22 protein-coding genes are annotated in these 22680 nt (G+C 54.9%); 6 read left to right on the top strand and 16 right to left on the bottom strand.

Annotated features, from left to right (window positions below):
- Positions 1 to 103: 103 nt before the first annotated feature.
- Both MHH78_RS14705 and MHH78_RS14700 read right to left on the bottom strand, forming a co-directional pair.
- Positions 104 to 550 carry a carboxymuconolactone decarboxylase family protein gene (locus MHH78_RS14705; protein WP_036733003.1) on the bottom strand — a complete coding sequence of 149 codons (447 nt, stop codon included), beginning with the start codon at positions 548 to 550 and terminating at the stop codon, positions 104 to 106.
- A gap of 151 nt (positions 551 to 701) precedes the next feature.
- A complete protein-coding gene (locus tag MHH78_RS14700; protein WP_340939805.1) occupies positions 702 to 2156 on the bottom strand; it encodes an MFS transporter in 1455 nt (484 codons plus the stop codon).
- A gap of 169 nt (positions 2157 to 2325) precedes the next feature.
- Between MHH78_RS14700 and MHH78_RS14695 the strand changes: the two genes are divergently transcribed.
- Complete coding sequence (locus MHH78_RS14695) at positions 2326 to 2769, top strand: MarR family winged helix-turn-helix transcriptional regulator (protein ID WP_036732999.1); 444 nt, start codon at positions 2326 to 2328, stop codon at positions 2767 to 2769.
- Positions 2770 to 2800: 31 nt separating this feature from the next.
- Here the strand turns inward: MHH78_RS14695 and MHH78_RS14690 are convergent, their stop codons facing one another.
- Together MHH78_RS14690 and MHH78_RS14685 are read right to left on the bottom strand one after the other, a co-directional pair.
- Positions 2801 to 4240, bottom strand: coding sequence for a response regulator transcription factor (locus tag MHH78_RS14690; protein WP_341167816.1), 1440 nt, complete (start codon positions 4238 to 4240; stop codon positions 2801 to 2803).
- A 387-nt stretch (positions 4241 to 4627) separates the two neighbouring features.
- Positions 4628 to 5506, bottom strand: coding sequence for an SMP-30/gluconolactonase/LRE family protein (locus tag MHH78_RS14685; RefSeq protein WP_341167815.1), 879 nt, complete (start codon positions 5504 to 5506; stop codon positions 4628 to 4630).
- Between the two features lie 132 nt (positions 5507 to 5638).
- Between MHH78_RS14685 and MHH78_RS14680 the strand changes: the two genes are divergently transcribed.
- The gene (locus tag MHH78_RS14680; RefSeq protein ID WP_341167814.1) at positions 5639 to 6265 is read left to right on the top strand and encodes a GyrI-like domain-containing protein; all 627 of its coding nucleotides are present in this window, start codon (positions 5639 to 5641) and stop codon (positions 6263 to 6265) included.
- A 2-nt stretch (positions 6266 to 6267) separates the two neighbouring features.
- On the opposite strand, the gene MHH78_RS14675 is transcribed toward MHH78_RS14680, so the two are convergent.
- From MHH78_RS14675 to MHH78_RS14655, 5 genes are all read right to left on the bottom strand, one after another.
- Positions 6268 to 6933, bottom strand: a complete 666-nt coding sequence (locus MHH78_RS14675) for a hypothetical protein (protein ID WP_341167813.1) — start codon at positions 6931 to 6933, stop codon at positions 6268 to 6270.
- Positions 6926 to 7612, bottom strand: a complete 687-nt coding sequence (locus tag MHH78_RS14670; protein WP_341167812.1) for a hypothetical protein — start codon at positions 7610 to 7612, stop codon at positions 6926 to 6928. The genes MHH78_RS14675 and MHH78_RS14670 overlap by 8 nt, the downstream gene beginning before the upstream one ends.
- A 33-nt stretch (positions 7613 to 7645) precedes the next feature.
- Positions 7646 to 8287: a DUF4004 family protein gene (locus tag MHH78_RS14665; RefSeq protein WP_341167811.1), complete on the bottom strand. Its 642-nt coding sequence runs from the start codon at positions 8285 to 8287 to the stop codon at positions 7646 to 7648.
- A 171-nt stretch (positions 8288 to 8458) separates the two neighbouring features.
- A complete protein-coding gene (locus MHH78_RS14660; RefSeq protein WP_341167810.1) occupies positions 8459 to 9790 on the bottom strand; it encodes a vWA domain-containing protein in 1332 nt (443 codons plus the stop codon).
- A 204-nt stretch (positions 9791 to 9994) separates the two neighbouring features.
- Positions 9995 to 10606, bottom strand: coding sequence for a 50S ribosomal protein L25 (locus tag MHH78_RS14655; protein WP_341167809.1), 612 nt, complete (start codon positions 10604 to 10606; stop codon positions 9995 to 9997).
- Between the two features lie 357 nt (positions 10607 to 10963).
- Between MHH78_RS14655 and MHH78_RS14650 the strand changes: the two genes are divergently transcribed.
- A complete protein-coding gene (locus MHH78_RS14650) occupies positions 10964 to 11239 on the top strand; it encodes a GNAT family N-acetyltransferase (RefSeq protein WP_341167808.1) in 276 nt (91 codons plus the stop codon).
- 12 nt (positions 11240 to 11251) lie between these two features.
- Positions 11252 to 12109: a GNAT family N-acetyltransferase gene (locus MHH78_RS14645; RefSeq protein ID WP_076079233.1), complete on the top strand. Its 858-nt coding sequence runs from the start codon at positions 11252 to 11254 to the stop codon at positions 12107 to 12109.
- Between the two features lie 332 nt (positions 12110 to 12441).
- On the opposite strand, the gene MHH78_RS14640 is transcribed toward MHH78_RS14645, so the two are convergent.
- The 4 genes from MHH78_RS14640 to MHH78_RS14625 all read right to left on the bottom strand — a co-directional run bounded on the left by MHH78_RS14640 (position 12442) and on the right by MHH78_RS14625 (position 15274).
- Positions 12442 to 13275, bottom strand: coding sequence for a hypothetical protein (locus tag MHH78_RS14640; RefSeq protein ID WP_341167807.1), 834 nt, complete (start codon positions 13273 to 13275; stop codon positions 12442 to 12444).
- Complete coding sequence (locus MHH78_RS14635) at positions 13224 to 13676, bottom strand: flavodoxin (RefSeq protein ID WP_036732971.1); 453 nt, start codon at positions 13674 to 13676, stop codon at positions 13224 to 13226. Before MHH78_RS14635 ends, MHH78_RS14640 begins: the two co-directional genes overlap by 52 nt.
- Positions 13677 to 13936: 260 nt before the next feature.
- On the bottom strand, positions 13937 to 14302 hold the full coding sequence (locus MHH78_RS14630; protein WP_036732967.1) for a VOC family protein: 366 nt from the start codon (positions 14300 to 14302) through the stop codon (positions 13937 to 13939).
- Positions 14303 to 14407: 105 nt separating this feature from the next.
- Positions 14408 to 15274 carry a helix-turn-helix domain-containing protein gene (locus tag MHH78_RS14625; protein ID WP_341167806.1) on the bottom strand — a complete coding sequence of 289 codons (867 nt, stop codon included), beginning with the start codon at positions 15272 to 15274 and terminating at the stop codon, positions 14408 to 14410.
- Between the two features lie 280 nt (positions 15275 to 15554).
- Here MHH78_RS14625 and MHH78_RS14620 point away from each other — a divergent pair, with 280 nt between their 5' ends.
- Together MHH78_RS14620 and MHH78_RS14615 are read left to right on the top strand one after the other, a co-directional pair.
- Positions 15555 to 16418 (top strand): class I SAM-dependent methyltransferase, encoded by an 864-nt coding sequence (locus MHH78_RS14620; protein WP_209869861.1) that lies wholly within the window; start codon positions 15555 to 15557, stop codon positions 16416 to 16418.
- 3 nt (positions 16419 to 16421) lie between these two features.
- Complete coding sequence (locus MHH78_RS14615; protein ID WP_341167805.1) at positions 16422 to 17168, top strand: RluA family pseudouridine synthase; 747 nt, start codon at positions 16422 to 16424, stop codon at positions 17166 to 17168.
- Between the two features lie 47 nt (positions 17169 to 17215).
- On the opposite strand, the gene MHH78_RS14610 is transcribed toward MHH78_RS14615, so the two are convergent.
- The 3 genes from MHH78_RS14610 to parE form a co-directional block, all read right to left on the bottom strand.
- A complete protein-coding gene (locus MHH78_RS14610) occupies positions 17216 to 17659 on the bottom strand; it encodes a MarR family winged helix-turn-helix transcriptional regulator (protein WP_036732955.1) in 444 nt (147 codons plus the stop codon).
- 179 nt (positions 17660 to 17838) lie between these two features.
- A complete protein-coding gene (gene gyrA / locus MHH78_RS14605) occupies positions 17839 to 20280 on the bottom strand; it encodes a DNA gyrase subunit A (protein WP_076079229.1) in 2442 nt (813 codons plus the stop codon).
- 385 nt (positions 20281 to 20665) lie between these two features.
- A complete protein-coding gene (parE, locus tag MHH78_RS14600) occupies positions 20666 to 22648 on the bottom strand; it encodes a DNA topoisomerase IV subunit B (protein ID WP_341167804.1) in 1983 nt (660 codons plus the stop codon).
- Positions 22649 to 22680: the final 32 nt, after the last annotated feature.

Below are 22680 nucleotides of genomic sequence, written 5' to 3'. Positions count from 1 at the left end.
CGGGATTCTCCGCTGCAGGTGTCTTGGCCTGAGACGTTATTTTACCCCTGTCCACTTCATGCCTCCCCCATCCTTACGATTCCGGCTGCTTCATTAACCGAAGTTAGCCGAAGCAGCCCGGGAACATCCCGGTTGTAATGGCAATCCGGTTCCAGCTGTTGATCGTATTGATCGCCATAATCCAGTCTACCAGTTCCTCTTCGCTAAAGTGCGTAAGCATCTTATGGTACAGCTCCAGCGGAACGCCAGCTTCGCTGATCAGCGTGACCTGCTCGGCGAATTCCAGCAGCACACGTTCCTTCGCACTGAACAACGGCGCTTCGCGCCACACACTCAGCAGCAGAATATGATCGGCATAGTTGCCCAGCTTCATCAGATCCTTGCCGTGCATATCCAAACAGAACGCACAGCCGTTGATCTGGGAGACCCTTATTTTAACCAGCTCATACAACACCTTATCCTTGCTGCGGCTTCCTGCATGCTGCTCCAGCGCCATCATTGCCCGGAATGCCGGGCCGTTAACCTCACGATAATTCATTCTTAGACTCAACTTAGGTCGCCTCCATTATGGTTGTATTGCTCTTCATAACTGTAGACAAGATAGGGACGGAGATTGTGACACACCATCCCCACAAACATTAAATTTTTTTCAAAAAAAGAGCAGGACAGCGAAATTCCGCAGCCCTGCCCGTTTATTCATGTTATGCGCTCAGGCTCTTGGCCCTGCGCGAGGAGAACAGCCGCCATCCGGTCAGGAGCGCCGATAACAGGCAGATCCCGGACGAAGCCAGGAAGACTGCATGCATCCCCGAGAGGAACAGCTCCGGACGTCCTTCTACCAGCCCGGTTACCCGGTAGCCGGCCTTGCTGCTCATTACATTGAACAGAATCGAGGTGGCTAAGGTAATTCCGACGACCATCCCCACATTACGGACCAGCGAATTCACGCTGCCTGCCGAGCCTAGCTGTGTTCGCGGCACCGTGGACATAATCAGCGAGTTGTTCGGTGAGCCGAACATCCCGCTGCCGATGCCAAGCATGGCGATCCAGACGCCGACCAGCATAACCGGACTGCCTTCATGCAGCCGGGCCAGCCCGAACTGGGCAACCACCATCACGATCAGCCCTGCGAAGGTGAGCAGCTCCGAACCGATTTTGTCCGACAATGCCCCGCTTAACGGAGCGACTATCACCATGCAGATCGGGTAGAGCATCAGCAGGAAGCCTGCATCAAAAGGGGACATGTTCAGCATATTCTGCGCATAAAACGGCGCGATAATATTGAAGCAGAAGTTCGAGACGAACACCAGAAAAGCACAGAATATACTCAGTGAGAACAAGGGATTCTTGAACAGGCCCAGTTGAAGCAGCGGCTGGGCGCTGCGCAGCTCCACGATTAGGAAGACGATGAAGGTAATCACCGCAGCGGAGAGAGCGGCAATGATCCGGGTATCCCCGTATCCAAGCTGCTGGCCGAGCAGAAGTCCGGCGAACAGAGAGACAATGAAGACAGCAAACAGCAGGCTGCCGGGAGCATCAATCCCTGACTTCACGCGTACCAGATCCTTCGGCAGTACCTTCCAGCCCAGTGCAATCGCCAGAATGCCAATCGGCACATTCACCCAGAAAATATACTCCCAGCCCATCGACGATACGATAATTCCGCCTAAGCTGGGCCCCGCTATACTGCCGAGGGACACGAAGGTTCCAATCAAGCCGAGAGCCTTGCCGCGTTCCGTAGACGGGAAAATATCCGTAACAATACCCTGGCTGTTCGCCATGGTCATCGAAGCACCGACCGCCTGCACTACACGCGAAGCAATGAGCAGCGGCAGGCTGTGGCTTAATCCGCAGAGCAGAGAGCCGATGGTGAAGACGACCATACCCAGCTTGAACATCTTTATTTTGCCGGCGATGTCCCCCAGCTTCCCGAAGAACAGAATCACTGAACAGATCGCCATCAGATATCCGGTTGTCACCCATTCTACCTGGGCTACCGGCAGCCCCAGCTCCTTCACCAACACCGGCAGCGCAATATTCACAATACTTCCGTCCAGTGTAGACATAAAAGTAAACAAGTTAAGAACGATCAGAATCAGCCAGCGCTTCTTCTGTATCCCGGCATCCTCCTGATAGGTCGCCTCTAAGCTGCTCATCCACTAACACCCTCTTGTATCCAATGTAATCTAGTTGCACACGCAACAAACTAATCCTTCACAGTGTACTGCAAATTAGTTGCGTGCGCAACAAAATTACGGTAAGATCTGAGACAGGGCGGTATGCCTTAGGCAGGCTGCCGTTATAATCCTCAGCGAGGTGTCCATTGTGACTTTAAATAGAGAACCCATCGGGAAGCTGATCTCCCATCTTCACCGTCAGAACCAAAAAATACTGGCCAAGGAGCTGCTTCCCTACGGCATCGGCAGCGGAGGCCAGCATAGCTTCTTAAAGCTGGTGCTGAGTCATCCGGGGATCACCCAGGATCAGATGACCAGCCGGATTAAATGCGATAAAGCGACAACTACACGCTCCGTCAAGCTTTTGGAGGCCTCGGGATATATTGAGCGCCGGACAGATCCGACCGACCGACGCTCCTTCCTGCTGTATCCAACTCCCAAGGCGCTCGACTTCGCCCCTGCCTTCCAGGCGCTGCTGGATGACTTCAACCGCGAGCTGTCCATGGACCTCACCGAGAGTGAGCTGGATACGCTGATAGATCTGCTCCATAAGGTCACCCGTAACTCAGACCGGCTGAACGGGCAGGGCTGAGCGTATTCATTAAGTAGAGAAAATCCAGCAGTCACTGCTGTCCCCCGTGTTCAGCCGCAAATAAGGCGCCTTGAAGCTGGCCTTCTGCGCGGAATTCACTCGGCAGCTTGCCGACATGCTCCCGGAACAGCTTGCTGAAATAACGGTCATCCCCGAAGCCGGACCTGCAGGCAATTTCACACACCGGGACAGGGGTCTCCAGCAGCAGTGCTTTCGCCAGCTCCAGGCGCATGCGCCGCAGGCACTCCCCGAAAGTCTCACCGGCAAAGCGGGCGAAGCACCGGCTGAAATAGCCGCGGCTCATATGGATAGCAGCGGCAACATCGCCCTGATTGATTTTATCGCCGGCATGGCTCTTCATATAACGCACAGCGCTGATCAGGCAGAGCATCACCTCTTGACTCAGGCCCAGCTCAATCATCCGGCGCTGGACATACCCCGTGAACTGATGCAGCCAGACTTGCCAGTGCCGCCAGTGCCGGTTGCACTCTGCCGCCAGCGCGAGCTGTTGCGCTTCCTCCGCCGTAAGCAGCAGCCGGCTCCAGCCCCGCAGCAGCTCTTGGCCAAAGTCCGCCACTGCCGCAGGGTCCGGCTGCTGCATCGCAACCCCGCTGAGGAACAGATCCCATTCTCTCCGCTCCAGCGTCCAGCGTAGATTCTGCGCCTGTACCAGCGCGGAAGGGACGCCCGTCTCCGGCCTTTGCCGCGCGGCCAGCGCCTGCAGTTCACCATAGTGCAGCCTCGGGAGCGCCTGGCCGCCCGCCGCATAGAACAGCGCCTGCCGGGCTGACTGTTCCAGCACCGCAGCGATTCTCTTCAGCGGCTGACCGCGCACCCCCTCCAGCAGCGCCGCTGTCCAGCTTGTCCCAAGCACCGCTCCCAGCTCTCCTCCGATCCGTGCTGCATCCACAGGATACGGCAGCGGAGACAGCCACATCCCCGGCACAGCATGCAGCGTGGAATTTCTCACCAGAGACAGCGCGTACAACTGCTCTTCCTTCAGTTCCGGCGTAAGCGGCACATATAGCAGCGCTTTGTCCTCAGCGATTACTTTTTGCTCTGCTTTTGAAGGGATGCTCTTGTTTCCGTCCTCCCACCTGATCCGCTCCACCAGTCTGCGGATGATTTCATCGGCATTCTCCGGCTCCAGCAGCGTTTTGACAATGTAATCCACCGCTCCCAGCCGCAGCGCCTCCTGCACATCATCGAATTCATGATGGCAGGTCAGCACCACGCACCGTACCGCGGGATACCGCAGCCTCACCTCTCGGATCAGCTCGAACCCGGTCATCCCCGGCAGCGACAGATCCACGAACAACAGATCCGTCTCCTGCTCGCGCAGCAGCTCCAGTGCCGCATGCCCGTCTCTGGCCTCTCCGGTAATCACCACCCCGAAGGACGGCCAATCCAGCAGTGAGATGAAACCCTTGCGCACCAGACGCTCATCGTCTACGACAACAGCCTTAATCATCGAAGTCCTCCTTGCTTTTGATAGGAATAATGATGGATACCGGGTTCCGCCTTTCTCACCGCTCTTCGTGAAAGCGTTTCAATATATAGATACAATACCATATTTTGTTTATTCTGAAAATAAAAAGGCATGCACTTCAGGCTTGAACTCGATGCTTGGTCGTCGCTGTAGTGAACCTCTGACCTCCGGCCGCTGTTGTCCCCAGATTTCATGATTCTATACAGCATAAAAAGAGCTGCTCACAGGCAGAATATCCGCCTTATAAACAACTCCGCTTGTATTTCCACTTCACTATTTTAATCCTTCAGGCCTCATCATGCCCAACCACAATTTAAAGACTGATGCTCTACTAGGGCAAGCGCCCCCCCCCCCCCCGCCTACCTTCACCTAAAAAGCCGCCCGATTAGCCTCCCGGCCCCTCACTCCCGGCTTGAACCGGAACAATCCGCCCGCCTGCGGCCAGCGTTCCTGCTCTTCTGCACTCATGTATCCGCGTGCCGTAGTGATGTACAGTTCGTCCAAATTCCCGCCGCCGAAGGTACAGGAGGTTACATAATGCGACGGAACCTCGATTTTCTCCAACTGCTCGCCTGTATGGGGATTCCACCGTGAGATACAGCCCCCGCGCCAATGGGCAACCCAGAGCATGCCTTCACAGTCGATCGTCATCCCATCCGGCCAGCCTTCGCCTTCCGCCAACCGGATGACCGTCCGGCGCCCGCTTACCGAGCCGTCTGCCAGCGAATAATCCATTACATCGATCCCCTTGGTCAACGTGTCAATGTAATACATGACCCCCAAGCTGTCGTTCCAGGCCAAGCCGTTGGAGATGCCGATCCCAGTCAACACCTGCCGGACCTCACCAGCGGATTCCATTACATACAGGCTGCCCTCTCTTCCCGCAAACCTTCTGTTCATCGAGCCGAACCACAAGCGTCCACAGCTGTCGCATTTGGCATCATTCAGCCGGTTACCGGAAATTCCGGTCTCCACCGATGCCAACAGCTCCACAGGCTGATGCTCCATATATCTGTAGATCCCGTCCTCCATCGTCAGAATCCAGCCGCCGCGCTCCGCCGGTACGGCTGCACTTACCTTTCGCTCAAAGGAATGAATATCATCCGTCCCCTTGCCAGGGTCATAGAGATGTAATTCATTGCTGTCAACATCCATCCAATACAATCTGCCCTTCCTGTGATCCCAATGGGGACCTTCTCCGAGTGCCGCCTTCGCAGCAACCACGCATTCCATCGTTCCGCTCAACATAAATCCTCCTCTACTAAATACTCTTTCTATGTACTACTGCTCTTCAGCCTCCAGCCGCCAACCTGACATACACCTGTCCGGTTCGCATGCTATGCTGAATGCAGCACAATCCTATGAACTGAGGTGACCCATATGAAATTCGAATGGAGAAAACAAGACAAAGCCCTATACCTACCCCCTGCCGAACCGGGGCTGATTCAAGTACCCGCCTTCCCTTATTTCACCCTGCGGGGTGAAGGCAATCCCAACGGAAGTGCCTTCGCAGAAGCAGTCGCTGTGCTGTATTCCTTGTCCTACGCAGTCAAGATGCTGCCGAGAAAAGGTCCCGCACCCGAAGGCTACTACGACTACACCGTCTTCCCGCTGGAAGGGGTATGGGATCTCAGCGAAGCCGGACGCCGCTTAGCCGCTCTTGATAAGAACGAGCTGGTGTACACATTAATGATCCGCCAGCCGGATTTCCTGACCCCTCTGCTTGCTGCAGAAGTGCTGGAGCAGGTCAAGCGCAGCAAGCCGCACCCGCTGCTGGACAAGGCCGTCTTCGCCCGCATCGAAGACGGCCTGAGTGTACAAATGCTGCATATCGGCCCCTATGATGATGAACCGCACAGCTTCGCCAGAATGGAGCAATTCTGCTCTGCTCAGGGCCTGCTGCGGGAGTCTCACCTGCACCGCGAAATCTATATCTCAGATGCCAGGCGTGCCCGCCCGGAGAAGCTGCGGACCGTGCTGCGGTTCAAGGCCGCCCGGCAGGATTAACGCTACATTTTCACCGCATTCCTTACCGTTGAGCTCTTATGCACCTCCAGCAACTCCCGGTACTCCACCGTCTCAATATCGCAGCCGGGCCCGATCACAACGCTTCCGCCCCGGACGGTCTGCGCCTGCGTATGCTGAAGCTCGATCCGATCTCCTTCAATCAGCCGGGCCGCGAAGCTCATCTTCTTCCCGGGTCTGAGCAACGCGCCGGAACGGCTGCGCTTGATGGAGATGCTGCCGCCGCCGACTGTATCCGCCCTACAGGGGCCGAATAACGTCAGGTCGAGCCTCTCCGCATTTAATAGTCCGCTGACCTCCAGGACTCCGGTAAGCTGCACCTGCTCTGCTTCACAATCGCCCGTAACTATGATCCCGCCGGTCAGCTTGATATCCTCAATCCGCAGCCCGCCGCCAGCCGTAACCTCTCCTTGTCCGCGCAGGCTGGCTGCGTCTACCCGGCCCTTCACCTTGCACTCCCCGGTGATTTTGATATCCTGTACCCGAAGATTTCCTTCAACCGCTACCTCTCCGGTCTGCGCAAGCTTATGGCAGTCCACATCCCCGCCGAAGGTACATTCTCCCGTCACCTTCACATCCTTAAAAACTCCGCCGACAGAGCTCGACGTCCCGAGTATCTTCAGATCATGGCGTTCTACCGCTTCATTCACCGGTCTTCTCCTCCTTTCCCACCTGGGCACCGGGATGTACAGTCAGTCCCGTTCTATACTCCACCCGGCCGATCGAGCAGCCCTGCCCGATAATGACCGTACCGCCCCTCACTACATCTGCACTCGTGTATTCCAGATCTAGCGTATCTCCCTCGATGAGCTTGGCCCGCAGCCCGATTTTGAGCTTGGGGATCATTCCGCCGAGCAGTCTGCCCCAGGCCGCGTTACCTTTTTTGCGGATCACCAGGCTCTCCACGCCAATCTCCCCTGCCTCAGACTGACCCTGTAGCCCGAACTCCATCCGGCCCGCACTCAGCAGGCCCCCCACCGTGAATACCCCTTCACCGGTCAGTTCCTCCAGCTCACAATTGCCCTTCAGCTTCAGCATGCCGTCCATTACACAGCGCTCTCCCCGCATACTGCCTTCTCCGTTGACTACTCCATTCAGCTTCATTTCACCAACCTGCAGATTGCCCTTCAGATTGAGGGTTCCGTCCATCCCCATCTCTTCCGCCGCAAGGTCGCCGTTCAGCTTCATTACGCCGTCACAGCTATAGATATGTGCGCTGAGCGCTCCGTTAATCTTGCTGACGCCGTTGATATTCACTTTGTTATATCTGCCTCCGGCAGCCGTGTTGACCCCATCCATCACCAGATCCGGCAGTTCATTCTTCTCCATGGTCCAGCCTCCTGTGGTGTACTGTTCCTTACTCTATAAGCCGTCTTCAGTCAAACGTCTATTCAGTAGTTCCGCCAGATCGGCAGAGCGAAGCCTGCTCACCAGCCGTACCCCCTCTTCGAAGGCCAGCCCCGCTCCCGGCAGCGCCATAATGAAGAAGCTAACCCCCATCTTCCGCACAAAAAACAGCTCCCATCCCTTCTCCCCGTACCCCGGCGCATGACTCTCCAGCGTCTGATAGAGCCGGTCTGCTTCCTCCCAGCTGAGCTCCCCCTTACTGAGCAGCCAATCTGCCGCAAATACATTAAGAATCTGCTCGAAGCTCAGCGGTAAGCCCTCGGCCTCCGGTCTCCCGAACCGCTCCAGACTACCCACCGAAACAATGTTACGTTCCTTTAGCTGGGATAAAGTAAACCTTATTCTGTACGAGGATGCCGGCTCTGACAGCTGATCCGCCAATTCATCCAGGGAGAGATCATCCTTCTTCTGTAAAATATGCTGCACCCGCCCCAAAATCCGCGCCCGCGGAAAAAAGGTCTCCTGTCCCGTAAAGGTAGATTTGCGGATGAACCATTCCTCAGGAATCAGCTGCTTCCGCTTCCAGCGGTACAACTGCCCGTAAGAGATTCCTGTCTCATCGAGCAGCTCCTTTTTGGAGATTAAATCCTCTTCCATATCACCACTCCTTGCGCTCATCGTAACATAACACTGTTACGTTGTAAACTGACAAGCTACCTACATCGCTCCCCTCCCGTGCAACAACGCCTCCTCCTATCCACTCCTTCATTAAAAAACAGAGCAGACCCTAGCCCTTACCGGCTTCGGATCTGCCCGCTATACTTCATTCTATGAACGCACAACGCCCTTCTGCCGGGCTTCACGCAGCCATTTCGGGTACTCGTTGAAAAGCCGGTCATACAGGTCCTCATCGCTGACCTCGTCCAGATCATCCAGCGCGAAAAAATCGGCATTATCCACATAACGGCCCCGCAGATCGTCAAGCTCACGGAGTACGCCATAATCCGCATTGCCCAGCCCCACAAACTGCCAGAAGATATTATGCTTCGAGCTCTGGATCAGCAGCTTCGATATTTTGGGCGTCTCATAGATGCCCCCGTCGCTGAAGAAGACCACATATACCGGCAGGTCGCCCGGCTCCTCCTTCGTATATTTCTTGATCAGATCCGCCATAACCACCGGCTCATTGTTCCCGATGCCCAGTCCCCCGAACATCTTCGGTCCCGGATAGGTCCGCTTCACATAATCCTCATATCCGTGTTCATTCACGCTTGGCATTCTCTTACTCTTAGTGGCGAAGAACCAGACATCCAGCATTCCGTCATCATCCATCTTGGCAGCCACAGCCAGCACCCGTTCAAAAGCCCGCTGCACGACTCCCTTCGCATATAATTGCGCCATGGAGCCAGATGCATCGAACACCACGGCTACCCTTGCCTTCTCCTGGTCAAGATTCTTCTTGCGCAGTGAAATTCCGACCTGCTGCTTCAGCAGATCAATCTTCGTCAAATTCAGGGCAGCCCGGGGAGCCTCCTCCTGGACTGTATCCTTGGGCGGTCCGCTGTATGCAGCCGCTGCTTCCGTATGGCCTGACACCGGTTGAGCCTCAGCTCCGCTGCCGTTCTCCGGCGCTTCGTCTTCCACCTCGACCCCATGCGCTTCCGCCAGCGGCTTCAGTCCGCCATGGAAGCCCCGTCCAACCGCGCGAAGCTTGAAGCCCCCGCCGTGGCGGTACAGCTCTGCCAGCACGAGCGAGGTCTCGGCGTTACCGTCCATAATTTCATATACCAGCTCCGTACCCTTCCCCGCCGCGCTGATTCTGCAGCCTCTGACATCGGCGAAGGTTCCGGGACCGTCCAGCGTAGCGGCGAAGACGCATTTCTCAATGCCCGAGGCGCTAAGCGCACGCAGATCTATAGCGAACTCCCCGCTGTATTTATCAATCGGATTGAATACGACCGTGTGCTTAGGATCAGCTGGCTGATTATAAAAGATAAAGAAATCATCGGACGGCACCTTCCCGTTCCCGCCCACCATAAAGCAGCTGATATCCAGAATCGCCGGAGAACTGCTGCAGGATATCTTCACGGTTGCCTGGGTGGAAGCCTCGTCCAGCTTCGCATTGGAGCCGCTTACCAGCTTGATTATATTAGGATTCATGAATGCACTCTCCTACTCACTCATATGTAATACCAGGATGTACCAGATTCCCGCTTCCGCAAAAAGGAGCAGACCATTCCCTGCTAAGGATATGTCTGCTCCTGGTTGATCAAAGATTATGACTCTCCATATACAGCCGTTATCTCAGGCTGTCTGCAAAGTTCTCTGCATATAGAAGATGCGATGGCTACAGCCAGAAAAGTCTTATTCTTCAGACTTCCCAGCTTCGGCTGCTTCCTCAGCTGGTGCGGCAGCAGCTTCATCAGCCGGCTCCTCCATCACGAGCGGAGGCGAAATCCGCACGATCAGCGTATCTTCAGGGGTAAGGATCTCCCAGCCTTCATGCTTCGGCAGATCGGACACCAGCAATTGATCACCGATATCGAGGCCGCTGATATCTACTTCGAGGTTTGCTTCCAGCTTGTCCGGCAAGGTCCGGATATCCAGCTCATACAGCTCCACCTGCTGCACGCCGCCGCTCTTGACGCCGATAGGATCACCTGTGAAGTGGAAGGCTACCTTGGTATCCAGATCAGCCTTCATGTCAATCTGCTGCAAATCTACATGAAGCAGCGTACGGGATACCGGCTGGCGCTGCACTTCCTGAATAACCGCATTCTTCGAGCCGGAGCCCGGGAATTCCACCTTCAGGATGGCACGCGGGTTTTTGCCGAGAATATCATTAAGTGTTTTGGCATCTGCTGAGAAGGACTGGGTATCTGAACCTGCACCGTAAACTACAACCGGTACAAAACCTTTGCTGCGCTGGGATGAATTCGATCCGGATCTTTCAGTCAAGCGTACTGTGGTATTCATGATATTTCCTCCTAATAGTTTTTTGAGCGCTACGCCCTTCGTTAAGAAAGCCGGGCAAGTTGCCGGGGGCGGCGTACGCCAAGTAGTGTCAGCATAGCTGCATTAAAAAACAAGACCAATTAGCTCTTATGTCTAATCAGTCTCTTATTAACCATATTTGCCCGCTATGGAATCAGTATAGCACCGGGAAAAGAACAAGTCAAAATAGGGTAAAATTCAAATCCAATCCATATTTATAAATGATTACGCTAAAATCACCTGCTGTAAATGACGTAAGGTGCCTCTCTTCCCCTTTCTCGCTTTTTGCCGCACAGGGTAGTAAAATAAAACCACTAAACCCGAATGGAGTGAAGATACATGGAACAGATTGCTAAAGGAGAAGGACGTTTCTATATTGCCGGTGACGCTAAGGACCTGGCCGAGATTACATACAAAGCGGACAAGACAACAGGTGACCTGGTGATTGACCATACCTTTGTCTCCGAAGATCTGCGCGGCCAGGGGGCTGGAGAGAAGCTCGTGCGGGCGGTCGTTGACCTGGCCCGTGAGCAGAGTGTCAAGATTGTACCGGTGTGCCCGTATGCGGCCCATCAATTCGAGAAGCACGAGGAATACAAGGATGTACTCAAATAGGAGGAAGAACGTTTGACGAATACAGATACACTGAAACAGATTGAAGAGCTGCAGCAGCGCTGCGAGCACTATGAAGGAATCTCGCTGAAGCTGAACTGGGACATGCTCCGGCAGCCCAGTGTAGCAGGCGGTGCAGAGTGGCTTTTGACCTATGAGGACGGCCTGCTGGTCGGCTTCATCGGCCTGTACGGCATCGGCGGTGATATGGAGGTATGCGGCATGGTCCGGCCGGGCTACCGCCGCCGGGGGATCTTTAGCTCCCTCTGGGAACAGGCCCAGGCCATCATCCGCAGAGGGAAGACGAAGACGCTGCTGCTGAACACCCCTGCGGCTTCGGCTTCAGGCAATGCCTATCTGAAGACCTTGCCGCTTGCCTTCAGCCATTCGGAGTTTCAGATGAAATGGGATGGTGCGGGCAGCAAGGTTAGAGCCTCAGAGGCCAGCTCGGCCTCAGGCAATGTCATGCTCCGGCCTGCACGTCCGGAGGAGACCCCTCTACTCATCGCCTTCGACTGCGACGGGTTCCAGATGACCGAAGAGGACGCCGCTGAAATGTATGAGCTGCACGAACAGGAAGGCTCACAGGAGCATATCATCATTGAGCTCAGCGGCCAGCCCGCCGGGAAAATGCGTCTGTGGTCCGAGGACAACGAAACCTGGATCTACGGATTTACGGTGGACAAGAAGCTGCGCGGTCTCGGCATCGGCCGGAGTGCCCTGCAGCAGACCATTGAGCGGGAGCAGCGGAATTATAACGGAGTGAATCTGGAGGTTGCGCTGGATAACCCGAATGCACTGCGGCTCTATGAGAGCTGCGGCTTCGTCATTCAGAGCCAGCAGGATTATTACACCTATCCTTTGAACGGCTAGCCTGGCAACGAGTATTTCAAGAAGCATACATTTAGCCCATATGCCTGCGCACCAGCACAATGTATGCTGTTTTTCGCATACTTTCGGACCAAACGCCTGCATGTGAGCACAATGAATGCTGTTTTTCGTATACATTCGGCCCATGTGCCTTCGTGTGAGCACAATGAATGCTGTTTTTCACATACATTTGCGCCAAACGCCTGCTGGCTAGCACAATGTATGCTGTTTTTCGCATACAATTCCTAAACAATCAAAAAGCATCCCCTCACGGTCAACTGACCCTGAAGGAGATGCTTTTTGTGTCGTCTCCAATTTCAATTCATCGTCTGCTTCTACATCAGTCCGTAGCCCCGCACCTGGGCTTCATCCCGGTCGCTGCGGCGGTTGCTGCATTTCACGCAGCCTGCTGCCTGTTCCTCCCGTTCCAGGAAGACAGACAGCAGGCGCACGTAATCCAGCGATTCCTGCAGGGGCATGACTGCTCCGTCATACAGCTGCCTACGGCCATCCAGCAGCGAGTAGATTGCGATCGTCTCCGCCGGCTTCCCGTAAGCCTTATGGCAGAATACATTCGCCATATGCAGAAATCCGGTAATCACCTGCGGGTCAGCATGTACCATGAATTTCTGGATATTCAGACTGCGTCCCGTAAGCTTCGAATTCCAGGCCAGCTGAAAAATCACCGCCAGCTCAATCTCAAGCTCCCGGACAGGAACATGCCACTGTTCGAACCGCATCACCGGAATCTCTGCGGTGTAACTGCCTGCGACAATCCGCATCAGCTCATCAGCCACCGCCTGCTTGACATCCCAGTAATGCATCAGGGAAGGAAAAGCATTGCCCTTCGGCGGCCAGCGGCGCTCCAGCAGAAACTGGACAGGCGTCTCCCGGCGCACCTCGGGCCGCAGACTGTAGTAGTCATTAAGCGTATGTCCGACTGCAAATTGAACCTGCTGTCTCCAGCGGGGAAGTCCGGTAGCGGGAGCTCCGCTGCCGGCCACCTCGGCCCCGCCCAGCATGATGTGCTCCATGCGGTAATCGTTCAGACGTCTGTACCGGCCAGCTTCAGCATCCGGCTTCGTTCCTGTGAAGTTTCCTGCCGCCGCGCCCATCCTTAAGAGACCGCCGCGCAGATCTCGATGAACTGGCGCCCGTAAGTGCGGCAAGCCTCTTTCTCCGCTGCATTCGGACCGTATTCAATCTTCAGACTGGGCTGCACAATCTCGGCCCCGCGCTCCTTCAGCTTCTCTTCAATCTGATCCACTGCTCCGCAATAGATCGCATACCCGGTGTCTCCGCTTCCGAAGGCCGCCGCCTTACAGGCGCTGAGATCCAGCTCATCCAGCTCTTCATAGAAATCCAGGAATTCATCCGGCAGCTCGCCGTCTCCCCATGTGTACGCACCCAGCATTACAGCCTCATACGCTTTTATCTCATCCGCATTGCAGTCCATGACCGATTTCAGTACGGCCTCTCCGCCTGCCGCGCGTATTCCTTCCACGATCAATTCAGCGATTTCCTCCGTATTGCCAGTCAAGCTGGCATATGCCACTAGCACTTTAGCCATGACTTTTATCCTCCCAGGGTCCAAATAAAATGTATTCTCTATAATCCGGTCCCTTAAGCAGACCGTATCTTACTTACCTTAATACTGTGTTAATCTCATTCTATTTGATAATGATTATCATTGTCAATATTAAAAAAGCGACTCTGCTCTTAGCCTGGCCATCCTTGCCGCATAACACAAGCAGCGCCAGTCCAGGACATAACTGCTGCCCGGAGCTGACGCTGCTCAGTATTACTATTATCATATGATGTGTGGAACGATTAATATCCGCCTTCCAGCAAGGTAATTGCGTTGCCGTCGGGATCACGGAAATTCATCTCTTTACCGCCGTACTCCATGGTTGCGGGAGGCTGGCAATCCAGTCCTTTCGCCTTCAGCTGCTCATACGTTTCGTCCAGACTCCCGCAGGAGAATACAAGATTAACGGTGCCGGTGGTTAGGTTCTCCCACTTGTCTGCGTTCCATATAATGATGCCGGGCTGGCTGGCGTCTATCGCAATTTTGGCCCCGCCAGCTTCTCCATAGCCCTCGAATGGAACCGGAATGCCCAGTACCTCCGAATAGAATGCTACCAGAGCTACGGGGTCTTTACTGTACAGGTTGATGCCGTCAAAAGCTGTAATCATAATGATATCCTTCCCTTCATTGCTTGTATTGTGATCCGGCTGGTGTCAGCGGTTCTATCCTCATTGTACTTCTGCCTGTACGGCTTGTATTGCAAAAAAACGACATCAGCGCCGGGCATGACTCAGCGCATCCAGCGGAGTTCTGCCTGCGAACTTCTTGAAATTGTTGATCAAATGCGACTGATGGCTATACCCGTAGGTGAACACGATATCCTGCATTACACCCTTGGCCTGGGAGGAACGGTACAGATCACGCCAGACATTCTGGAAACGGATAAGATCGGCGACCTTTTTGGGCGGAAGGCCGATATGCTGCCGGAACAGCCGTTCAAGCTGGCGGCTGCTTAAGCCCGAGCTGCTCTCCAGCGCCCCTGCCGTCATGATCCCGCGTGATGTAAGCAGCCTGTGGACCGCGTTCATCATCCCGTCACTGCTGCGGTTTCCCCGTTCCAATCTCCGCAGAAGGAAAGCTTCAGCAGCAGCGATGCGCTCAGTCATTGTACGGATATGCTGGAGCCTGTCTCCCAGCTCCTTACGGAAGGTTCTGAAATAATACTCTACCGGAACATGGACATTCAATACCTCCGTCAGCGGCTCGTCTGCGAACAAATGAACGGCCCAGAAGTGAAACCGGATGGCGAAACGCTCTGTCGTAACAGACTGTACTGCTTGTCCTGCCTCAAACGGAGTGTCGTTAATCCCGCAAAAAATCCCGCCGGACTCCCCTGTCCGCCCATCCCATTCCCATATGATGTCCATACAACTGTCAGGTATGATAGTCTCCGTCAGCAGAGAGGGTGGTCCTTCTGCTGCTTCTGCACCGGATAGTGCCGCGTCGCCTTCACCGCCTGCAGCGCAGTTAGATCCCCAGTAGCAGCGGATATACGGCTGAAGCAGCCTGCCCGGCAGATACTCGCCGCCCCCGGCCGGATTGGCCGTTATCGGATGATACAGCGCCGAAAGATTATACATCCCAGTGCAGCCTCCTTCCTTTGCTGTAACCTTGTATTCAGATCATACACAATCCCTGTACGAAGCGCCAGAACACCTGCTTTTCGATAGGCCAAGCCCCTGCTTACCGAATGGATTATGTTGCAAAATGATCTGCCCTGCTTTTCCTGGTAATATTATACGCCTCTTGCTTGTTGGCTACACTGGGAATAGTCGCTGCTTTGCAACCATTTTGTTTGTAGCTGCAGGCTTAAATGTTGTACAATAAAGGCTAAATGACTTTTTGAAGGATGGATTAATAATGTATATAGCCAGTGATTGGAAAGACTACGAAGTGATCGATACCGGGGGCGGGGAGAAGCTCGAACGCTGGGGCGATATTATCCTGCGCCGGCCGGACCCGCAGATCATCTGGCCGCTGGCCAGCGAGAGCGCCAAGTGGCGGGATGTGCACGGACATTATCACCGCAGCTCCGCCGGAGGCGGGCAGTGGGAGATGAAGAAGACGATACCGGAGGACTGGAAAATCAGCTACGGCAAGCTGAAGTTCCACCTCCGCCCGACGAACTTCAAGCACACCGGGCTGTTCCCGGAGCAGGCGGCCAACTGGCGCTGGATGATGGACAAGATCGCAGCGGCTAACCGGCCGATCTCCGTCCTCAACCTGTTCGCTTATACCGGCGGAGCCACTGTTGCGGCAGCAAGTGCCGGAGCCTCCGTCGTGCATGTCGATGCAGCCAAGGGGATGGTTCAATGGGCCAAGGAGAATGTAGCCCTGTCCGGTCTTGCCGACAAGCCGCTCCGCTTCATTACCGATGATGTATTCAAGTTCGTCCAGCGCGAACAGCGCCGCGGCAGCAAATATGATGCCATTATTATGGACCCGCCGTCCTACGGAAGAGGGCCGGGCGGTGAAATGTGGAAGCTCGAATCCAGTCTTTATCCGTTCCTGGAGAGCTGCATGGAGATTATGAGCGACCGTCCGTTATTCATGCTGATTAACTCCTACACGACCGGCATCTCGCCAACCGTACTGCGCAACATGCTGTCAATGACGATGGGCAAGCGCTATGGCGGCAAGCTGAATTCCGGTGAGATCGGCTTGCCGATTACAGCCTCCGGCATGAATCTGCCTTGCGGGATTCTGGGCCGCTGGGAGGCGTAAGCCATGACCGGAACGAATAACGGCGCAGCAGGAGAATCCGGCAGCAGCCCCTCCCGGTTCGAGATTCTCTATGAGGACAACCATCTGCTCGGCATTGTGAAGCCTGTGAATATTCCCGTTCAAGAGGATGCTACAGGCGACCCGGATCTGCTGACCCTGCTGAAGGAAGATGTGAAGGAACGCTTCGCGAAGCCGGGCAACGTCTTCATGGGCCTTGTTCACCGGCTGGACCGGCCTGTAGGCGGTGCGATGATCTTCGCCAAGACCTCGAAGGCGGCCTCCCGGCTATCCGAGAGTGTGCGCACCCACGCCTTCCAGAAGGTCTATCTGACAGTGGTGCATGGTCAGCTTCCGGGCGCAGAGGCCCGGCTGGAGCATACGCTGCTTAAGGACCCTAAGAGCAATACCGTCCAGGCCGTCCGGGAGGGAACGCCGGGCGGCAAGCAAGCCATCCTTGATTATACCGTGATTGGTACGGCAGAAGGCTATTCGCTGGTGAGAATTGACCTGCTGACCGGCCGTTCCCACCAGATCCGCGTCCAGCTCAGCGACGTTGGATGTCCGCTATATGGAGATCAGAAGTACGGCGCGTCCGTGAACAGACCGGGACAGCAGATTGCCTTATGGTCTGCACTCACCCGGTTCCCGCATCCGGTGACCAAGGAAGAAGTCGAGCTGCTCTCCCTGCCTCCCCGTTCCTATCCCTGGAATCTTTGGACTCCGCAAATGCAAAAGCAGGCTATCCTTTAACGGACAGCCTGCTTTTTTGCATGATCATATAGGTTATCAGTAGGTGCTTATACGGACTGTACCGAAGCTGCGTCATCCACGGCCGGGGCAACCGCCATCTTGCCCATGAGGTAGAGCAGCAGCTGCTGATTATGGGAGGAAATGGGGTCCAGTGCTTCTGCAAAAAAATCACTGCGGACCTTCAGTCCGCGCAGCGTCTCCCGCTGGCCTGTCTCGGTGATACTCACCCAGACAATTCTGCGGTCTGAGGCATCGCGTTCACGGACAATCAGATTATGCTTCTCCATCCGGTCAAGCAGCATCGTCACGGCCGCCGGACTGGTTGCCAGATGAGGGGCCAAATCAGAAGGCTTCATCGCATCACGCTCCTGTAGCAATTCCAGTACGGTAAGCTGGGCATCAGTCAGTGTAGGCGCAAGCTTGCTGTCCATATGTAGCTTATAGTCCTTTAATATCTTATGCCAGATTTTACTGAATTCAGTGGAGTGCACACTTATTCCTTCCTTTCCTGCGGATCTCTATAAGGTATATTTACTTTTTCGCCAGAAAAATTCCAAATCCTTCAAGGCCAAAAAATAAAATCATATCTGCAACTATTCCCCCCCAAATTAAAAACGCGGGCAGCCTGTTACTCCTGGGCTGCCCGCGCCGTTCCATGCGGTATTATATTTTACTTGACTGCCTGAAAAAGAATGGCGATCTCGTCCTTCTTCTCGACAGCAACCAGCTGCTTGCCTGTAGAACGGCGTTCAGCAATCGGTGCCGATTCGGAAGAGAAGGAATGTACCGCGCCGCTCTGGGTGATGGCGGTCACCTCCAGCGGCTCCTTGCAATAGAATGCGCCTGCCAGCCTGCTGCCGTTCGGGCGGACACGCTTGCCTTCCTTGAACTCGAAGGTTGGCATCCCTTTGCCTCCGCGGCTCTGGGAAGGATAATCCACCATCAGGGAGCGCTTGGCATAACCGATGTCGGATATAGCCAGGATCTCACCTTCATCCTCGCTGACCCAGAAGCAGGAGACCACCTCATCTCCTTCACGGAGCTGAATTCCCCTAACTCCTGTGGCCACCCGGCCCATAGGATTCACTTCATTCTCACGGAAACGGATGCTCATGCCCTCACGGGTAATCAGCACGATGTCCTTGTCACCCCTGCTGTGCGCCACTGTAATGATCTCATCGCCTTCGGCCACCTTACAGGCGGCAACGGCTCCGGAACGGCTTGTAGAGTACTCCTTGAGCTCGGTACGCTTCACCTGCCCCTTGCGGGTGATGAAGACCAGACTGGCAAGCGGGTCCTCCAGGTTGCCGACCGGCAATACACTGACGACACTGTCTCCCTTATTCAGTCCGATCACGTTGACGATGGCCGTCCCCGGATCTTTCCATTTGAACTCTGGAATCTGGTGCACGGGAAGCAGGAAGTATTGACCCTTGCGGGTGAATACGAGCAGGCTCTCCCGGGTATTCAGATCCAGCAGCTTGACGATATGATCGCCATCCTTGACGCCTGAAGAGTGGCGCTCCCCGCCCGAACGGGTGAAGGACAGCATGCCGGTCCGCTTGATATAGCCGTCCGCAGAGAGCGCAACCAGCACATCCTCCGCATTGACCAGAACCTCCATGTTAACCTTAAGCTCCTCTACCTCTCCCTGAATCAGGGAACGGCGGTCGATTCCGTATTTGTCACGGATCTCAAGCAGCTCCTTGCGGATAACGGTAATCAGCTTCTTGTCGCTGTCCAGAATCCCCTGGAGCACAGCAATCCGGGCCAGCATCTCATCCAGCTCCTTCTGCAGCGAATGAATCTCCAGATTGGTGAGACGGTAGAGCTGCAAGGTAAGGATAGAATCAGCCTGTCTTTCGCTGAAGCCGAACATCCATACCAGATTATTCTGGGCATCCTGGCGGTTCTTCGATGCCTTGATGGCAGCGATCACTTCGTCCAGAATATTCAGCGCCTTGACCAGTCCCTCTAACACATGGGCACGGTCCTCCGCCCGTTCCAGATCGAACCGGGTACGGTGTGTGACCACTTCGCGCTGATGGGCAATGTAGGCTTCAAGGATCGCTTTGAGCCCCAGCTGCTGCGGAGCCTTGTTAACGATGGCTACCATGTTGAAGTTGTAGGTGACTTGGAGATCGGTTTTTTTGAGCAGATAGGCTAAGACGCCTTGTGCATCTGCCTCCTTCTTCAGCTCCACCACGATGCGCAGGCCCTCACGGCCGCTCTCATCGCGGACCTCGGCGATCCCTTCAATCTTTTTCTCCAGACGGATGTTCTCCATGGAGGTCACCAGCCGTGACTTCACGATCTGGAAAGGCACCTCGGTGATCACGATCTGCTGCTTCCCGCCGCGCAGGTTCTCAATCTCCGTCTTGGAACGCAGATAGATACGGCCTTTGCCGGTGCGGTAAGCATCCATAATGCCGTCTCCGCCCATAATGGTTCCGCCTGTCGGGAAATCCGGTCCCTTGATGAAGGTCATGATATCCTCAAGCGCAATGTCCGGCTTCTGCATGACCGCGATGCAGGCATCGATGACTTCCCGCAGGTTATGCGGTGGAATCTCCGTGGCGAATCCGGCCGAGATCCCGCTCGTCCCGTTCACCAGCAGATTCGGATAACGGGAGGGAACAACCACCGGCTCCTTGGCCGTATTATCGAAGTTGTCCTTGAACAGTACGGTGCGCTTCTCAATATCGCGCATCATCTCCATGGCAATCGGAGACAGGCGCGCTTCTGTGTAACGCATCGCCGCTGCCGGGTCATCATCCATGGAACCCCAGTTGCCGTGTCCGTCTACCAGCACATGCCCCATCTTCCACGGCTGTGCCATCCGCACCATCCCGTCGTAGATCGAGGAGTCCCCGTGGGGATGGTAGTTACCCATGACATCACCGACGGTTTTGGCTGACTTGCGGTATGGCTTATCCGGCGTATTGCCGGAATCGTACATGGCATACAGAATCCGGCGCTGCACGGGCTTTAGCCCGTCGCGCACATCGGGGATCGCCCGGTCCTGAATGATATATTTGGAATACCGGCCAAACCGGTCACCCACGACCTCTTCCAGAAAAGCCGGCAAAAATTGCTCTGATAAACTGCTCATTTCCTCTTCACCTTCTGTTCCTCATTCTGTCCGCGTTTTTAAAGCTTGATGATCTGACCGCTGCGCTCTTGCGTTATTGAATTCAAAAACAAACAATATTTTGATAACAGGTAAGATCGTAACTGCGGTGATTTTGGACTTCCGGCCGCTGTTGTATTTAGATTTCTGATTCATAGGCCTAGCGGATGAAATCTAAATACAAAGGCGGACGCTGACGCTCCTCCAGTTCCAAAATCCCCTCCGTTACTTTCCCTTGTATCAGTTTATCAAAACATAGTTCACAATCCATTGAATTCAAGAACCAGCCGCTTCGCTTAAACCGATCATCAAAAAATTAAAAACAGCGGAAGGTTTCGTCACTTCCCACTACTACTTACGATCTTTGTTACTCCACGATCTCCGTGAAGTCGACGTTCTCGACAATCCAGCGCTTACGCGGGTCGACCTTATCGCCCATCAGCGTGGAAACGCGGCGCTCCGCCTTGGCGGCATCCTCGATCTGCACCTGAAGCAGCGTACGCGAATCGGGATTCATCGTAGTCTCCCACAGCTGGTCCGGGTTCATCTCACCCAGTCCCTTGTACCGCTGCAGCTCGAAATTCTTCCCGAATTCCTTCAGATAATTCTGCAATTCCTCATCGCTCCAGGCATAGCGGACCGTCTCCAGCTTGCCCGATTTGCGCGTCAGCTTATACAGCGGCGGCTGGGCGATATAGACCTTGCCGGCATCGATCAGAGGCTTCATGTAGCGGTAGAAGAAGGTCAGCAGCAGCACCTGGATATGTGCGCCGTCCGTATCGGCATCGGTCATAATGATGATTTTGGAATAATTGCTGTCCTCCACGGCAAAGTCAGGCCCGATTCCCGCACCGATTGCTGAAATGATCGCCTTGTATTCGTCATTCTTCAGGATATCCAGCAGCTTGGCCTTCTCGGGGTTCATCGGCTTGCCCTTCAGCGGCAGGATCGCCTGAATCTTGGAATCCCGGCCTTGCTTCGCGGAGCCACCGGCTGAATCGCCCTCGACGATGAAGATCTCGGTACGTGTAACGTCCTTGGACTGTGCAGGTGACAGCTTGCCGCCCAAGTTCGAGCTCTCACTGCGCTTCTTGCCGCTGCGGATCTCATCACGGGCCTTGCGGGCCGCTTCACGGGCCTTGGAGGCCTGGATCGATTTTTTCAGCAGACTCTGTGCAACTTGGGGATTCTCTTCCAGGAACCGCGCCATCCGCTCGGAGACGATGAAGTCCACGGCGCTGCGGGCAGATGCGCTTCCGAGCTGATCCTTCGTCTGTCCGACAAACTCCACATCCGACATCTTGATGCTGATGACCGCCATCATGCCTTCGCGCAGATCATTGCCCTCCAGATTCTTATCCTTCTCCTTGAGCAGCTGCGTGCGGCGGGCGTAATCATTCAGCACACGGGTATAGGCTGTCTTGAAGCCTGTCTCGTGTGTTCCCCCGCTGCGGGTAGGAATGGAGTTGACAAAAGAAGCGATCGTCTCCGTATACCCCGCATTATACTGCAGCGCGATTTCCACCTCGATCTCGTCCTTCTCGGAGCTGAAATGGATTACATCGTGCAGTACATCCTTCCCTTCGTTCAGGAATTGCACGAACTGGCTCGCGCCGCCTTCGTAGAAGAATTCATCCTGACGGCCGCTGCGCTCGTCGCTCAGATTGATTCTAAGCCCGGAATTCAGGAAGGCGATCTCCTGTACCCTTTCTGCCAGCGTATCATAGTTGAATGAAATGCCCGCAGCGAAGACGCGAACATCCGGCTTGAAGGTAATCTTCGAACCGGTCTTATTCGTATTCCCCAGTATCTCAAGACCGGTCACTGGCTCACCGACATGTTCTTTTCCGCTTTTGTCGACCCAGTATTCAAAGCGCTGACGGTGAATCTTGCCTTCGCGGTAAATCTCCACTTCCAGCCACTCGGACAACGCATTGGTAACCGAAGCCCCGACCCCGTGCAGACCGCCCGACTTCTTGTAGCCGGAGCCGCCGAACTTGCCCCCTGCATGCAGAATGGTGAATACCACCTGCGGGGTAGGGACTCCTGTCTTGTGCATTCCGGTCGGGATTCCGCGTCCGTTGTCAATCACGGTTACCGATCCGTCTTTACGCAGTGTAATATCAATCTTCGAGCAAAACTTCGCCAAATGCTCATCTACGGCATTATCCACTATTTCCCATACTAAATGGTGCAGACCCGAGGAACTCGTACTGCCAATATACATGCCGGGCCGTTTGCGGACCGCAACCAGACCTTCGAGCACCTGAATGTCGTCAGCATCGTATCCAGTCCGGCTTGATTCGCCGTTCTTAGAGACTTTTGCAAACATATCGATCTGTTCGAGCATTCATGCTCCTCCTTCACTTGTCTTCCTGTCTC

It is taken from the genome of Paenibacillus sp. FSL H3-0333 (assembly GCF_038002805.1).
Lineage (GTDB): Bacteria > Bacillota > Bacilli > Paenibacillales > Paenibacillaceae > Paenibacillus_AQ > Paenibacillus_AQ silagei.
The sequence above is the reverse complement of the archived record's forward strand: the minus strand, read 5'-3'. Positions and strand labels throughout refer to the sequence as shown.

What these genes read in the sequence shown, in the direction of transcription:
- MHH78_RS14700 (WP_340939805.1), bottom strand. Translation starts at nt 2,156, where the DNA reads ATGAGCAGCTTAGAGGCGACCTATCAGGAGGATGCCGGGATACAGAAG.
- MHH78_RS14690 (WP_341167816.1), bottom strand. Translation starts at nt 4,240, where the DNA reads ATGATTAAGGCTGTTGTCGTAGACGATGAGCGTCTGGTGCGCAAGGGT.
- MHH78_RS14685 (WP_341167815.1), bottom strand. Translation starts at nt 5,506, where the DNA reads ATGTTGAGCGGAACGATGGAATGCGTGGTTGCTGCGAAGGCGGCACTC.
- MHH78_RS14680 (WP_341167814.1), top strand. Translation starts at nt 5,639, where the DNA reads ATGAAATTCGAATGGAGAAAACAAGACAAAGCCCTATACCTACCCCCT.
- MHH78_RS14670 (WP_341167812.1), bottom strand. Translation starts at nt 7,612, where the DNA reads ATGGAGAAGAATGAACTGCCGGATCTGGTGATGGATGGGGTCAACACG.
- MHH78_RS14665 (WP_341167811.1), bottom strand. Translation starts at nt 8,287, where the DNA reads ATGGAAGAGGATTTAATCTCCAAAAAGGAGCTGCTCGATGAGACAGGA.
- MHH78_RS14660 (WP_341167810.1), bottom strand. Translation starts at nt 9,790, where the DNA reads ATGAATCCTAATATAATCAAGCTGGTAAGCGGCTCCAATGCGAAGCTG.
- MHH78_RS14655 (WP_341167809.1), bottom strand. Translation starts at nt 10,606, where the DNA reads ATGAATACCACAGTACGCTTGACTGAAAGATCCGGATCGAATTCATCC.
- MHH78_RS14650 (WP_341167808.1), top strand. Translation starts at nt 10,964, where the DNA reads ATGGAACAGATTGCTAAAGGAGAAGGACGTTTCTATATTGCCGGTGAC.
- MHH78_RS14635 (WP_036732971.1), bottom strand. Translation starts at nt 13,676, where the DNA reads ATGGCTAAAGTGCTAGTGGCATATGCCAGCTTGACTGGCAATACGGAG.
- MHH78_RS14630 (WP_036732967.1), bottom strand. Translation starts at nt 14,302, where the DNA reads ATGATTACAGCTTTTGACGGCATCAACCTGTACAGTAAAGACCCCGTA.
- MHH78_RS14625 (WP_341167806.1), bottom strand. Translation starts at nt 15,274, where the DNA reads ATGTATAATCTTTCGGCGCTGTATCATCCGATAACGGCCAATCCGGCC.
- MHH78_RS14620 (WP_209869861.1), top strand. Translation starts at nt 15,555, where the DNA reads ATGTATATAGCCAGTGATTGGAAAGACTACGAAGTGATCGATACCGGG.
- MHH78_RS14615 (WP_341167805.1), top strand. Translation starts at nt 16,422, where the DNA reads ATGACCGGAACGAATAACGGCGCAGCAGGAGAATCCGGCAGCAGCCCC.
- gyrA (WP_076079229.1), bottom strand. Translation starts at nt 20,280, where the DNA reads ATGAGCAGTTTATCAGAGCAATTTTTGCCGGCTTTTCTGGAAGAGGTC.
- parE (WP_341167804.1), bottom strand. Translation starts at nt 22,648, where the DNA reads ATGCTCGAACAGATCGATATGTTTGCAAAAGTCTCTAAGAACGGCGAA.